This window comes from Pseudomonas sp. ACN8 (assembly GCF_002303925.1).
Classification (GTDB): Bacteria; Pseudomonadota; Gammaproteobacteria; order Pseudomonadales; family Pseudomonadaceae; genus Aquipseudomonas.
The window spans coordinates 104577-119337 of the sequence record NZ_MRCS01000008.1; the positions used below are offsets into that span (position 1 = coordinate 104577).

Below are 14761 nucleotides of genomic sequence, written 5' to 3' on the forward strand. Positions count from 1 at the left end.
CGTCCCTTTATAAAAGCACGCGCTGGACATTAAGACCTTAGCGGAACCCCAAGCCATGAACAAAAATCTGCGTTTCAGCCATAAAATCCTGCTTGCCGCCGCCCTCATTGTGATTGCCGCCTTCGCCTCATTCACGCTGTACAACGACTATTTGCAGCGCAATGCCATCCGCGAAAACCTGGAAAATTATCTGCAGGAAATGGGCGGAGTAACCGCCAACAATATCCAGACCTGGTTGAACGGGCGCAGCCTGCTGATTGAAAACCTGTCACAAACTGTCGCGCTCAACCCCGATGCCGACAACGTTTCCAGCCTGCTTGTACAAAAAGCCGTCACCTCGACCTTCATGGGCGCCTACCTCGGCAGCAAGGATGGCTCTTTCATCATTCGCCCGGACAGCAAGATGCCCGACGGCTATGACCCGCGTGCACGCCCTTGGTACAAGAGCGCGCAAGGCAGCAGCGGTTCGGCATTGACCGAGCCGTATATTGATCTTGCCTCCGGTCAACTGGTGATTTCCATTGTCGACAGCGTTATCAAGGACGGCCAGAACATCGGCGTGGTCGGTGGCGACCTGAGCTTGCAGGTGATCGCCGACAGCCTTGGCTCGCTGGATTTCGACGGCATGGGTTATGCCTTCCTGGTCAGTTCCGACGGCAAGATCCTGGTACATCCCGACAAAGCGCTGGCGATGAAGACGCTCAAGGATGTCTACCCGCAAGACACACCAGCCATCAGCAGCGCAATGAGCGAAGTCCAGGTCGACGGCAAAACCCGCATCGTGACCTTCACCCCGATCAAAGGCCTGTCGTCGGTCAACTGGTACATCGGTGTGTCGGTCGATAAGGAAAAAGCCTACTCGATGCTCAGCGAGTTCCGCGCCTCGGCTGTGGTTGCGACCATCATTGCCGTGGCCATCATCATCGCCCTGCTCGGCATGCTGATTCGCATCCTGATCCAGCCGTTGCACGTCATGACCCGCGCCATGGCCGACATCGCTGACGGCGAAGGCGACCTGACCAAGCGTCTGACCATCCAGAACAATGACGAATTCGGCACCCTCGGCACCGCGTTCAACCGTTTCGTCGAGCGCATTCACGGCTCGATCCGCGAAGTGTCCTCGGCCACCGGGCAAGTCAACGAAGTGGCATTGCGCGTAGTGGCCGCTTCCAACTCGTCGATGTTCAACTCCGACCAGCAAGCCTCGCGCACCAGCAGCGTCGCGGCCGCCATCAACCAGCTCGGCGCCGCCGCCCAGGAAATTGCCCGTAACGCCGCTCAGGCTTCGAGCCAGGCCAGCGATGCCCGCAACCTGGCCGAGGACGGCCAGCAAGTGGTGGACCGCAGTATCGTGGCGATGAATCAACTGTCGAGCATGCTCAGCGCATCGAGCTCCAACATCGAATCGCTGAACAGCAAAACCGTGAACATCGGGCAGATTCTCGAAGTGATCACCAGCATTTCCCAACAAACCAACTTGCTGGCACTCAACGCCGCCATCGAAGCCGCCCGCGCCGGTGAAGCCGGTCGTGGGTTTGCCGTGGTTGCGGACGAAGTGCGCAATCTGGCACACCGCACGCAGGAATCGGCGCAACAGGTGCAAACCATGATCGAAGAGCTGCAGGTCGGCGCCCGGGAATCGGTCAGCACCATGAGTGACAGTCAGCGCCACAGTCAGGACAGCGTGGAAATCGCCAACCTCGCGGGCGAACGACTGAACAGTGTGACACTGCGTATCGGTGAAATCGACGGCATGAACCAGTCGGTGGCTACCGCGACCGAAGAACAGACCGCCGTGGTGGAGTCGATCAACGTCGACATCATCGAGATCAACACGCTGAATCAGGAAGGCGTGGAAAACCTGCAATCGACATTGCGCGCGTGCTCGGACCTTGAGCAGCAGGCGGCGCGGTTGAAGCAGTTGGTAGGCAGTTTCCGAATCTAGCGTCTGAACTGGCGCCATCGCGAGCAAGCTCGCTCCCACAGGGTTAAACGGTGACTGTGTAGGAGCGAGCCGGCTCCGGGCGGCGTTCCGACGATAGCGGCCTGCCAAACACTACAAAACCCCGCTGACGCCCCCACCCGCACAACCCAAACCGAACATCTATCCTTCATATAGGTCAACCAAAGGAGTACAGGGACCGGAGGATCGTTCATCGTGCATATCGCTGACATCACCATGTTCTACGCCCCTGCCAGCGGTGGCGTGCGCACTTATCTGGATGCGAAGCACCGTCGCCTGGGCATCAAGCCGGGCATTCGCCACAGTTTGCTGATCCCCGGATCGTCCCTGGGCGAGCAGGATGGCATATTCACGGTTCCCGCCCCTGCCTTGCCCTTCGGCAAGGGCTATCGCTTTCCTCTGCGCCTGGCGCCCTGGCGCAATGTCCTGCAAGTCTTGCAACCCGATCTGATCGAAGTCGGCGACCCCTATCTCACCGCCTGGGCGGCGCTGGATGCGCGGCGGCAACTCGATGTGCCGGTCATCGGCTTCTATCACTCGGACCTGCCCCTGCTGGTCAGAAACCGTATGGGCAACTGGATAACCAACAACGTCGAGGCCTACGTCAGCAAGCTCTACGGCAACTTCGACCGGGTCCTGGCGCCCAGCCGGGTCATGGCCGACAAGCTCACCGGGCTTGGGGTCAGGAATGTCTTCGTGCAGCCGTTGGGCGTTGACCTGCAAACCTTCAATCCTGACGCCAGAGACACCGGTCTGCGGGCCGAACTGGGCCTGGACGACAACACCCGCCTCTTGATCTTCGCCGGGCGCGGTTCCAAGGAAAAAAACCTGCCGGTACTGCTCGACTGCATGAAACACCTGGGCCGACGCTATCACCTGCTGCTGGTTGGCTCGTCGATGCCCACGGCCGTGCCGTCCAATGTGACGGTGATCGACGAGTTCTGCCCGGCAGCACAGGTGGCCCGCCTGATGGCCAGCGCCGACGCATTGCTCCACGCCGGCGATCAGGAAACCTTTGGTCTGGTGTTACTCGAAGCCATGGCCAGCGGAATACCGGTGGTGGCCGTGGCGGCAGGGGCCTTCGAGGAAATCGTTACCGAGAACTGCGGCCTTCTCTGCGCGCCGAACAATCCCGCCGCAATGGCCACCGCCGTTCGAGAACTGTTCGGTTCGGGCAGCGTAGCCTTGGGACAACAAGCGCGATTACATGTCGAACGACATTACGCCTGGGATACGGTGGTCAACAGTTTGCTGCGGCACTATCACGCCGTGCTCGGCAGCCAATGGCCGCTGACAGCCAATGGCTGAGCCCATGAACAGTCCCGCTTTGCTGTTGGTACTGCACGACGTGGCACCGCCCACCTGGGTCGATTACCAACCGTTTGTCAAAGCCGTCGCCGCCTTGGGTGATGTGCCGATCACCTGGCTGGTGGTCCCGGACTTCCACAAACACAACAATCTGGACGCCCATCCGCAGTTTTGCCGCCAGCTCAGTGCCAGGCTCGCCCGGGGCGACGAGCTGGCACTGCATGGCTATTTCCATTGTGACGACGGGCCGATGAACCGCCATCCCCGCGAATGGTTCATGCGTCGGGTCTACACCCACGAAGGCGAATTTTACTGTGTGTCGCAGGAAGCCGCGCTCGCCCGCCTGCGTTCGGGCATCGAAATGTTCCACCGCCATGACTGGCCACTGGAGGGGTTCGTCGCCCCGGCCTGGCTGATGAGCCAAGGCACTCGCCAGGCATTGCGCCAATTGCCGTTGAGTTACACCAGTGACTCGCAACACCTATACCGGCTACCGGATTTCATCGCGGTCGAGGCGCCGGGGCTGGTCTGGAGCGCGCGCAGCGCCTTGCGCCGGGGTGTATCGAAGCTTGTCAGCGACGGGCGTGAACAGCGCTGGCAGCACGCCCCGGTGATTCGCCTGGGCCTGCACCCGGTGGACATGCGCCATGAGTTCTCGCGCGGATACTGGCTACAAACCCTGGAGCGCCTGCTCGACAACGGACGGGTGCCAATGACCAAGGCCCACTGGCTGGCGCTGCAAAACGACCGTATGAGCCATGCTGCTGAAGTTGATAAAACTCAGGCAGGCTTGGGCTTGTCCTCGGATTCTTGCTGCAACTGTTCCCACAACCGCGCGGCGTCAGGAAACTCCGTACCGGTTTCAGGCCCCATATCATCCGGGTCGTAACGGCTCAGGCAACCTTCGCCCAGCGTGGCCGGGGCCTTGGAGGTGGCTTTGTCCAGCGGATCGGCCATGGTCATGTCCTCGGTGCGGAAACGGCGAAGGGCCTGAAGCGATTGAACGCCCAGGCCCTTCGAATTTCAACTGTGACGTACGTCCGTCAGAAGACGACGGTCTTGTTGCCATGCACCAGCACGCGGTCTTCCAGGTGATAACGCAAGCCACGAGCCAGCACCATTTTCTCGACATCGCGGCCGAAGCGCACCATGTCTTCGATGCTGTCGCTGTGGCTGACGCGCACCACGTCCTGTTCGATGATCGGGCCGGCATCCAGCTCTTCGGTCACATAGTGGCAAGTCGCGCCGATCAGCTTCACGCCACGCAGGGAGGCCTGGTGGTACGGCTTGGCGCCGACGAACGACGGCAGGAAGCTGTGGTGAATGTTGATGACCTTGTGCGCGTATTCGCTGCACAGCTCGGGCGGCAGGATCTGCATGTAGCGGGCAAGCACCACCACTTCGGCGTCGTGCTGTTTGACCAGGCGCGAAACCTCGGCAAAAGCCGGCTGCTTGTCCTGCGGATTGACCGGGACGTGGTAGTACGGAATACCGTGCCACTCCACCATGCTGCGCAAGTCATCATGGTTGGAAATCACACAGGAAATTTCGCAGTCCAGTTCATCGCTGTGCCAGCGGTGCAGCAAGTCGGCCAGGCAGTGCGACTCGCGGCTGGCCATCAGGACGACGCGCTTCTTTTGCTCGGTATCGGTGATGCGCCAGTCCATCGAGAACTCTTCGGCGATCGGGGCAAAGGCTTCACGAAACGCTTCGATACCAAATGGCAGGGAGTCGGCACGGATTTCGTGACGCATGAAGAACCAGCCACTGAGATTGTCCGAGTGATGGCTCGCTTCAGTGATCCAGCCGTTGTGTGATGCCAGAAAGTTACTGACTTTGGCAACGATGCCAACACGGTCCGGGCAAGAAATCACCAGACGAAAAGTGCGCATGAGGGGGAAACTCCAGAACTTCGCAAAGGCCGCCATTCTAGCGATTGCGCAGCAAAACTGCAGTATTGTTGACGTTTCTCCCTGCCGGAAGGTCGATGCGGCAGGGTGGGCAGTACCGGTACCGGTTCGCCCGGATGCTCTAGCGGTACCGGCCAATTGTTAGTTTATGTATATCTGACAGACCTGGACCACACTAATAACTGCATTTACCAATGCGCGCGCCCTTCCCCGGCAATTAAATTAAATAAACTTGCCTTAAATGTTTACTTGATGAAACACCGTGACTATTATTGCCGCACTGTCACCTGCCATCCTGCGCACAACATAAGGTAGTCACCATGTCCTTGATCAACGAATATCGCGCCACCGAAGAAGCTATCAAAGAGCTGCAAGCCCGTTTGAAGAACCTGTCCCAAGACGACAAACTGCAAACCGAGCTGGAATTCGAAGGCAAACTGCGCACCCTGATGGGTGAATACTCCAAGTCCCTGCGTGACATCATCGCGCTGCTGGATCCGGAATCCAAAACCAAGGCACCACGCGGCGGCGCAGTGAAAACTACCGGCACCAAGCGTGCTCGCAAAGTTAAACAATACAAAAACCCGCACAACGGTGAAGTCATCGAAACCAAAGGTGGCAACCACAAGACTCTGAAAGAGTGGAAAGCCAAGTGGGGCGGTGACGTGGTGGAAGGCTGGGCTACCCTGCTGGGCTAAGCCCCAGAGCTTGTCGCAGATGGATCCGTGACAAAAAATAACGCCAGCAAATGCTGGCGTTTTTTTATGCGCGGCTTTTAAGCCCAGGCATGTTCGATTTCAAAGACTCAAACGCTGGCGCAGTCCCTGGACATAATCCTGCCATTCAACGAGCACCCCCTGCTGAAACCCAGTAGCACTAACGCTCAATTGGGCCGCGGCGTCCACAAAACTATCAAGGGTATTTGGCGCACCCCATTCAGGGTCTGACAAACGCTTCTGACAGAATATTCGCCAGCGTTTTTGCTCTTCGGAATTCAACGTATCGGGAAAGTTGCGTGCGCGATATCGAAACAGCAATTCAGGCAGACGCTCGTCATCGAAAGGCCACTGCTCTTGTGCCAATTGCATCGGGTCAACGGTTCTGACTTGTTCACACAATCGCCGATCCCGGTCACCGATAAATCCATCGTATAACTGTTGCTCCGGATCCTGACTCTGGGAAAAATCTTCGCGGGCATAAATAGTCAGGACTTTATCCAGCCAAACTTTCCGGGCGTCATTGAGCTGCGACACCCTCTGCTGATACAGCGCCATATCCAGACCCAGACGCTGCTGATCTTCCTGGCGAAGTACCGACAACGGTGCCACTACCGGGCACTTGTTGATGTGAATCAGCTTCAACGGCACCGGCAACTCGCCTTCGGCCAGTTCGTCGCGGCGGGTATACAAGCGCTGGCGCAAACTTTCGGCATCCAGATCGAGCAGGCCCTGGGGATCGAGGTGCAAGTCACAGACAATCAGGGCGTTTTTGTTGCGTGGGTGCCAGGCCAGCGGCAACACCACCCCCACATAGTTGCGCGCGGCTGAAAAACGTCCGGAAACATGTACCAAAGGTTGCAGCAGGCGTATCTGGTCCATGACTTTCTGTTTGCTGCGCAGTTGAAACAGCCAGTCGTACAACTTCGGTTGTTTTTCCCGTATCAGGCGCGCCAGGGCGATCGTCGCGCGTACGTCCGACAGTGCTTCGTGGGCATTGCCATGATCGATGCCATTGGCAGCGGTCAGGCGTTCGAGCTTGAGCGTGACCCGCCCCTCGTCATCGGTCGGCCAGACCAGGCCATCGGGGCGCAAGGCATAGGCCGCGCGCACCACATCGATCAGGTCCCAGCGGCTGTTGCCGCCCTGCCACTCCCGCGCATAGGGGTCGAAAAAGTTTCGGTACAGGCTGTAGCGGGTCATCTCGTCATCGAAACGCAAGGTGTTATACCCCGCGCCACAAGTACCGGGCGCAGCGAGCTGGGCATGCACCCGGGTCATGAAATCGGCTTCGCTCAAGCCTTGCGCCTGCAGTTGCCCGGGAGTGATCCCCGTGATCGCGCAGGCAGCCGGATGCGGCAGGATGTCATCACTGGGCTGGCAGTAAAGATTGACCGGTTCGTCGATTTCATTGAGATCGAAGTCAGTGCGCAGGCCGGCCATTTGCAACGGACGGTCGCAACGGGGGTTGATGCCAGTCGTTTCGTAGTCGTACCAGAAGATGGAGGTCACGGGCGATTCCTGAACTGAAGATCGGCAAAGTCTAGGCGTTCACCTCCCGCCCCGGCCAGTAGTCTTGTCATTCAAGCACCTTGCACGACTCACCATGCAATACATAGTTATGTCGTTTCCCCCCGTATAGGCTGCTAGCATCGAATGGGTACACAATCCCGATCCAGGCCACATCATCAGGTTGCCCATGCTCCAGACCACAGCACTGCCAGGGACTGCGCCGCTGTCACCGCCGCTGGATACGCGGTATCAGGTCGAAACGCCGGAGGGCGTCGACCTGCCACTGCGGCCGGCCGGGCTGATGGTTCGTGCGCTGGCATTCTCCATCGATCTTGGTTTGCGCGGCCTGGTCCTGGGCGTGCTGCTCCTTGCACTGGCAATGCTCGGCAAACTGGGCGCCGGGCTCGGCTCGATCCTGCTGTTCATGGTCAGCTGGTGGTACATGGTGCTGTTCGAGGTGCTGAACCACGGCCGCTCGCCGGGCAAGCAATGGATGGGCTTGCGGGTGGTGCACGACGATGGCACCCCGGTCGGCTGGTCCGCGTCGCTGCTGCGCAACCTGCTGCGCGTTGTCGACCTGCTGCCGTTTGGTTACTTCCTCGGGGCCATCAGTTGCCTGCAACACCCGCACTTCAAGCGCCTCGGCGATATCGCCGCCGGGACCCTGGTGATCTACCGCGAACGACCGCACACCCGCCCCCAGCTCCCCGAAGTCCAGCCTCGCAGCCCGGCCTTTGTCCTGACACTCACCGAGCAACGGGCCATCCTCGGGTTTGCCGAGCGCCAGGGTGAACTCTCCGAAGCGCGGGTCATTGAACTGGCTTCGATTCTCGCCCACCCCTTGAACGTCCAGCCACCGCAAGCGGTGACCGAGCTCAACGGCATCGCGCGCGGCTTGTTGGGGCCGACATGAAGCAAAGCCTTTTTGAACGCCGGTACAAGGCCGAATGGGAGGATTTCAACCACCTGCTCGAACAGTTGGAACGGGACGGCAAAGCCACCGACGCCGGCACATTCCCGAAGGACTACCGACGCCTCTGCCAACACCTGGCACTGGCACGGGAGCGTGGCTACAGCAGTTTCCTGATCGACTCCTTGCAGCAACAGGTGCTGCGCGGACACCAACAGCTTTACCGTCATCGCAGCGGTTTGGGGGCCAATGTGCTGGCGTTCATCCTGGCCGACTTTCCGCGACTGGTTCGCGAACAGTGGCGCTTCGTCCTCGCCGCCTGCCTGATGTTCTTTGGCAGTCTGGCCGGCTTCGCGCTGTTGGTGTACCTGTACCCGGAGCTGGTCTACAACCTGATCCCTGCCGCGCAGGTCAGCGAGATGCAAAGCATGTACGACCCCGTTGCCGGTCACCTCGGGCGCACGGCGGAGCGAGCCGCCAGTGAGGACTGGGCGATGTTCGGCTACTACATCATGCACAACATCGGCATTGCCTTTCAGACCTTCGCCAGCGGTTTGCTGTTCGGGTTGGGCAGTGTGTTTTTCCTGATTTTCAACGGCCTGATGATCGGGGCGGTGGCCGGGCACCTGACCTACGTCGGCTACGGGCAAACCTTCTGGTCATTCGTGATCGGCCACGGTGCTTTCGAACTCAGCGCCATCGCCCTGGCCGGAGCCGCCGGTCTGAAACTGGGCTGGGCCTTGGTCGCCCCGGGGCGCCTGCCACGGGCCGAGGCCTTGCGATTGGCGGCGCGCAAGAGCGTGCTGCTGATCTGCGGGGTCATGCTGTTTCTGTTGATCGCGGCCTTTATCGAAGCCTATTGGTCGTCGATGACCGGTCCTTCGCGCCAGACCAAGTACCTGGTCGGCGCGGCGCTCTGGCTGCTGGTGGTGGTTTATCTCGTGTTCGCCGGACGTTACCGCCATGCGCCTGAGTGACGCCACGGTGGTGATTCGCCCACGCTCGACCTGGGAAGCCATGGACCTCGGGGTGCTCCTGAGCCAGCGCCATCGACGTCTGTTGATGACCAGTTGGGCCTTGGTCACCTTGCCGGTTTTCGCGCTGCTCAGTTGGGGGTTCTGGGACTCGCCCTCTCTCGCCGTGTTCATTTTCTGGTGGCTGAAGCCGGCGTTCGAACGCCTGCCTTTGTACATCCTGTCCCAGGCGATGTTCGGTGAAACGCCCACGCTCAAGCAGGCCCTGCACCAATGGCCACGCCTGCTCAAACCGCAATTGCTGGCCAGCCTGACCTGGCGACGCCTGAGTTTGACCCGCAGTTTCGTGATGCCGGTGGTGCAACTCGAAGGACTCAACGGACAGCAACGGCAACAGCGCCTGCAGGTGTTGTTGCAGCGAGACGCCGGCACCGCACGCTGGCTGACGATCATCGGCGCGCACCTGGAAGGCGCATTGTGGATCGGCTTGATGGTGTTGTTCTATCTGCTGCTGCCACAACAGGTCGCGCTCGACTGGAGCTGGCAGTCGCTGATCTCGGCGGCCGCCCAGGACTGGCGCTGGCTGGAACACTTGACCAACGCCTTTTATGCACTGGTGCTGGTGGTCTGGGAACCGACCTATGTCGCCTGCGGTTTCAGCCTGTACCTGAACCGGCGCACCGTGCTGGAGGCCTGGGACATCGAACTGGTGTTCCGCCGAATGCGCCAGCGTCTGGTCAGTGCAAGCGCTGTCCTGTTGATGGCCGTGATTGTGCTGTTGCCGACCACTCACAGCCTGTGGGCCGCCGAATTGCCCATTTCACCCGACAGCCCGCGCCTGCTGGACCAGCCCCTGACCAGCCAGGCCTCCAGGGACAGCATCAAGTCGATCCTCGAACAGCCGCCCTTCAAGAACCGGGAGTCGGTCACGCGCTACCGCTTTGGCGAAGAGCGACCGAGTGCTGAAACTCCGGACGATGGCAAGACACCGCAATGGTTGAAGGACCTGCTGAAGCTGTTCGAGGGGCAACGCTTCGGGGCATTGGCGACCCTGATTGAAATCTTACTGTGGGGCCTCGTCATGGGTGCCGTCGGCCTGTTGATCTGGCGCTATCGCGACTGGTTGCAGGCCTTCGTCAGCCGCCGACCAATCCCCGACAGCAAAGCCACGCGACCGTTACCTCAGCAGGCATTCGGCATGGACCTCAAGCCCGAATCCCTGCCCGCCGACATCGCCGCCCACGCTGAAAGTCTTTGGCAGAGTCATCCACGCGAAGCGCTTGGTTTGCTTTATCGCGCCCTGCTCAGCCGTCTGTTGCACGACTTCAACATCGCGCTCAAGTCCGCCGACACCGAAGGCCAGGTGCTTCGGCGTGTAGAGCTACTGCAGCAGCCAGCCTTGCTGGCCTACAGCCAAAACCTGACCGGACACTGGCAAAACATGGCCTACGGGCATCGTCTGCCGCCTGCTCAGGTGCAGCAGGAACTGTGTAACGGCTGGCGTATCCTGTTCGGCACGGAGGCTGTCCGTTGAGTCGGCGTTGGGGCTCGATAGCCGGGGTGTTGATCGCCGTGTTGCTGGCTGCGCTGAGCGTTTATCTGTACCTCAAGGCAACCCCCTACCAGACAGAAGTCGACCACGGCCCCTCCCCCGAAGCCAATGCCAACCCTTATCTGGCGGCCGAGTTGTTCCTTCGCAAGCAAGGCCTGAGCGTCGGCCACGCCAACGGCCTCGATATCCTGCCCAGCCTCGACCCGCATCAACACAGCCTGCTGTTGCTCGGGGAACGCGGCAACATGACCCCACGGCAAATCGACCAGGTGATGAACTGGACCCGGGCCGGCGGGCGGCTTCTGTTTGTCGCCGAGTCGCTGTGGGATGAAAAGCTCGGCCATAGCAATGACCTGCTGCTCGACCGGGTGCAACTGCACCAGTCCCTGAGCAAAGACCTCAAGGACCCACCGTCAGGTATCGGTGATGATCCGTACCCGCTACTGACCAAGCTCTATCTGGAAGACGAGGACGCCCCGGCCTATGCCGGTTTCGATACCGCATTCCATCTCGAAGACCCGAAAAACCTCGCCCTGGCCTGGGCCAACAGCGCCAGGGCCACCCACATGATGCAACTCAACCACGGGCAGGGTTCGATCATCGTGGTCACCGATGCCGACCTGTGGAAAACCCCGGCCATCGACCGGTACGACAACGCCTGGCTGCTCTGGTACCTGACCACCGACACCCGCGTGACGCTGATATTCAACACCGATCACGACAGCCTGCTGACCTTGCTGCTGCGTTACTTCCCCCAGGCGCTGGTCGCGCTGTTCGCCTTGATCGGCCTGGGTTTCTGGCACTTTGGCGTGCGTCAGGGGCCACTGCTGGAACCCGTGCCGAAAGCGCGCCGGCAATTGCAGGAGCACCTGCGCGCCAGTGCCGACTTCCTGTTGCGTCGCAACGGTCAGGCCGGCCTGCTGCAAGCCTTGCAGCAAGACATACTGCGGCGCGTGCGGCGTCGCCACCCCGGTTTTGAACAGCTCGGCGTTGCCGAACAATGGCTGGTGCTCGCGCGACTGACCGGCCAACCCACACGCGCCATCAGCCAAGCCATGAGCCCGCGACCGAAACAACGGCTTTCCAGCGTTGAATTCAGTCGTCAGGTCGCTCACCTGCAAACCTTGAGGAACGCCCTATGATCTGGCACCTGACAAGCGTTAGATGCTCCCGGGCACCTGCGAAGTCATGGCGATTTAGTCTTGGTCCGTGGAAAATCAGTGCTCGCCATTAATCTTTCGTGAACATACTCCTCAAATTGTTCGGCAGACAGTGGCGGGGAAAACAGGTAGCCCTGATAGGTCTTGCAGCCATGCTTGACCAGAAAGGTGCGCTGAGCTTCTGTCTCCACACCTTCGGCAATCACCGAAAGACCCAATATCTGGCTCAGGCTCACAATCGCGCAGGCGATGGCGGCGTCGTTGGGATCAACCAGCACATCTCTGATGAAGGACTGGTCGATCTTGAGTTGATCCAGCGGAAGGCTCTTCAGGTATGACAGTGACGAATAGCCGGTTCCGAAATCATCCAGCGAAAGGCCTATGCCGATCTCTTTCAACTCGATCATTTTGGCGACAGTACCTTCCATATCCTCTATCAGCAGGCCTTCGGTCAGTTCCAGTTTCAATTTCTTCGGATCGGCACCCGTGTATTTCAGTACTTGCAGTACCTCCTCGACGAAGTCCGGATGGTGAAACTGGCGGGCGCTGACATTCACAGCCATACCCAGTCGGGCGGTTTCCGAATGTTTTGCCCAGGCAACCAGCTGAGTGCAGGCTGCCTGCAGCGCCCAACGGCCTAACGGCAGAATCAACCCCGTTTCCTCTGCCAATGGAATGAACTCGCCTGGAAACACGACTCCGCGCTCAGGATTCTGCCATCTCATCAGTGCCTCTGCGCCAATGATACGGCCCTCACTATTCACCTGCGGCTGGTAATGAAGAAGGAATTCGTTGTCCTGCAAGCCTTGGCGCAAGTCTACTTCCAGTCTGGCACGAGCCGTGGCAACCGCCTGCATTTCCGGATCGAAGAAGCGCATGGTATTGCGGCCCGCCGCCTTGGCGCGATACATCGCCAGGTCAGCGCGCTTCATAATATCGTCCACTGTGCTCATCTGCCCCTGGAACAGCGCAATGCCGAGACTGGGGGTGCTGTGGTGCTCATATCCATCCAACTGGTAGGAAATGTTCAGAGCGTTGAGAATCTTTTCGCCAATAGCCTTGGCCTGGATAGCTGCTTCTGGAGGATTCTCATTAAGGCCATCCAGCAGGACGACGAATTCGTCTCCGCCCAGGCGAGCCACGGTGTCGCTCTCGCGTATGCAGCCGCAAAGGCGCAGAGCAACTTGCTGCAGCAACATGTCGCCTCTGTCATGCCCCAGCGTGTCGTTCAGTGCCTTGAAGTTATCCAGGTCAATGAGAATTATCCCGCTCGTATGCAGACTACGGGAGCTGCCCGCCAGCAGATGCTGTAACCGGTCCAACATGAGCCGCCTGTTGGCCAGCCCGGTCAACTGATCGTAGAAGGCCAAACGCTGGACCTCTTGCTCAGCGGTCTTACGGTGGGTGATGTCAGTATTGATCGACAGAACGGATTGAGGCTGGCCATCATCGTCTCGCACCAGGGTTCGATGACTTTCGAGCGTGATGGTGCAGCCATCCCGGCGTCGAAGTGTAACTTCGTCCGCCCAGTCACCCGTTTCTATCGGGCGGTTAGTGGCCGCATTGAAAGCGGCGCTACCCTGGTAGATCAACTCCTGTGCCGATTTGCCGAGTGCCTCTTCCTTTGACAGACCGTAGAGACGCTCGGCACTTTTGTTCCAGTACAGGATGCGGTTATCCATCCCGTGAACGACAATGGCGTCCTGGGCCTTGTCCAGCAGCGATGCTTGCTGGCGGGCCTGCTTCTCGCTTTCGCGCAGCACTGCCAGATAACCCTCCCTTTCGGCTGCTTGCGACTCCATTTCGCGCCTGATCTTGCCCCCGTAGATAACGGCCGCACTGACCATCAGTAGCACGAACACCATGATCGCGTATTCGACCCGGCGCAGTTCTTCGACCGACTCAAGCTCCTCTTCCAGGAGCCTGCTTTGAATCAGGCCAACGCGATCCCGCACGGTACTGAGTGAGGCGAGCAACAGGGCATACTTCCTGTCCATCGTTGCCATGCGTTTGCCGGCATTATCCGACTGCCCCTCCCTGAAGTAGGAAAAGATCAGCAAGGCCTCGTTCACCATTTCGACCATCGCGGCATCAACTGCACCCACCTCATCCTTCAATGCAAGGGAAAAGGCTTGTATATCCGCACTGTGTTCAGCCTCATTGGCGATCCGTACTTCCAACTGTTTTTTGGCCATTGCCAAATGCTCGTTGAAGGCGCGCAAGGCCTCATTCATGTTCCGCGATTCGGCTTCAACATTATGTGTATCGAACACATTATTGCCCGGCGCATTGACTGTGGAAGCCAGGCTGCCCAGCGTTGAATAGCTCGACAGCTGTTGGACCCACGACTGGTTCGCCTTGATGGAGCGGTGATAGGTATCGACGATCAGGTGATTCAATAGCACGCTCAGCACCACAACCAGCACGTCGAATCCCGCAAGAAAAAAGTACATGCGGTGCCATTTGGTCGAGCGCGGCTTATTTGAACTGGTGGGTATGGCTTGCTTTGCGGCGCTTTTATTCCTGAAAAAATCCATTTCACAATCTCCAAACATAATCCTTCTAAATTGACCAATAGAAGCGGTATTCGGAAACCAATTAACCTTTTATGCCGACACCTGAACCTGAGAACACACCGCACGTAGTATTAGCCAAATTTTTTCTCTGTTCTGGATTTGCGCCCCTGAACTGGATGCTTCACGCAGAATGGTCGGGTGACACAGGGCTCGTTGCGGGTCATTTCCGCGCAGCCTGCC

General features: G+C 59.2%; 10 protein-coding genes and 1 pseudogene. 8 read left to right on the top strand and 3 right to left on the bottom strand.

Going from position 1 to position 14761, the window contains the following annotated elements:
* Positions 1–55 precede the first annotated feature (55 nt).
* From BSF44_RS06500 to BSF44_RS06510, 3 genes and pseudogenes are all read left to right on the top strand, one after another.
* A complete protein-coding gene (locus BSF44_RS06500) occupies positions 56–1945 on the top strand; it encodes a methyl-accepting chemotaxis protein (RefSeq protein ID WP_095942793.1) in 1890 nt (629 codons plus the stop codon).
* Positions 1946–2158: 213 nt separating this feature from the next.
* Positions 2159–3271, top strand: a complete 1113-nt coding sequence (locus BSF44_RS06505; protein ID WP_095942794.1) for a glycosyltransferase family 1 protein — start codon at positions 2159–2161, stop codon at positions 3269–3271.
* A pseudogene (locus BSF44_RS06510) lies at positions 3264–4037 on the top strand (DUF2334 domain-containing protein); the annotation flags it as partial. The gene BSF44_RS06505 and the pseudogene BSF44_RS06510, both read left to right, overlap by 8 nt.
* Positions 4038–4314: 277 nt before the next feature.
* On the opposite strand, the gene purU reads toward BSF44_RS06510, so the two are convergent.
* Entirely contained in the window at positions 4315–5163 is an 849-nt protein-coding gene (gene purU, locus BSF44_RS06515; protein WP_007993692.1) for a formyltetrahydrofolate deformylase, read from the bottom strand.
* Positions 5164–5501: 338 nt separating this feature from the next.
* Between purU and mvaT the strand changes: the two genes are divergently transcribed.
* Positions 5502–5879 (top strand): histone-like nucleoid-structuring protein MvaT, encoded by a 378-nt coding sequence (gene mvaT, locus BSF44_RS06520; RefSeq protein WP_007933316.1) that lies wholly within the window; start codon positions 5502–5504, stop codon positions 5877–5879.
* Positions 5880–5978: 99 nt separating this feature from the next.
* Here the strand turns inward: mvaT and sbcB are convergent, their stop codons facing one another.
* Complete coding sequence (sbcB, locus tag BSF44_RS06525) at positions 5979–7409, bottom strand: exodeoxyribonuclease I (RefSeq protein ID WP_095942796.1); 1431 nt, start codon at positions 7407–7409, stop codon at positions 5979–5981.
* Positions 7410–7596: 187 nt separating this feature from the next.
* Between sbcB and BSF44_RS06530 the strand changes: the two genes are divergently transcribed.
* The 4 genes from BSF44_RS06530 to BSF44_RS06545 are packed head-to-tail and all read left to right on the top strand — an operon-like array spanning position 7597 to position 11987.
* Positions 7597–8322, top strand: coding sequence for an RDD family protein (locus BSF44_RS06530; RefSeq protein WP_095942797.1), 726 nt, complete (start codon positions 7597–7599; stop codon positions 8320–8322).
* Complete coding sequence (locus BSF44_RS06535) at positions 8319–9296, top strand: stage II sporulation protein M (RefSeq protein ID WP_095942827.1); 978 nt, start codon at positions 8319–8321, stop codon at positions 9294–9296. The genes BSF44_RS06530 and BSF44_RS06535 overlap by 4 nt, the downstream gene beginning before the upstream one ends.
* Positions 9283–10827: a DUF4129 domain-containing protein gene (locus BSF44_RS06540; RefSeq protein ID WP_095942798.1), complete on the top strand. Its 1545-nt coding sequence runs from the start codon at positions 9283–9285 to the stop codon at positions 10825–10827. Before BSF44_RS06535 ends, BSF44_RS06540 begins: the two co-directional genes overlap by 14 nt.
* Positions 10824–11987 carry a DUF4350 domain-containing protein gene (locus BSF44_RS06545; RefSeq protein ID WP_095942799.1) on the top strand — a complete coding sequence of 388 codons (1164 nt, stop codon included), beginning with the start codon at positions 10824–10826 and terminating at the stop codon, positions 11985–11987. Before BSF44_RS06540 ends, BSF44_RS06545 begins: the two co-directional genes overlap by 4 nt.
* A gap of 44 nt (positions 11988–12031) precedes the next feature.
* On the opposite strand, the gene BSF44_RS06550 is transcribed toward BSF44_RS06545, so the two are convergent.
* Positions 12032–14542 carry a bifunctional diguanylate cyclase/phosphodiesterase gene (locus BSF44_RS06550; RefSeq protein ID WP_095942800.1) on the bottom strand — a complete coding sequence of 837 codons (2511 nt, stop codon included), beginning with the start codon at positions 14540–14542 and terminating at the stop codon, positions 12032–12034.
* Positions 14543–14761: the final 219 nt, after the last annotated feature.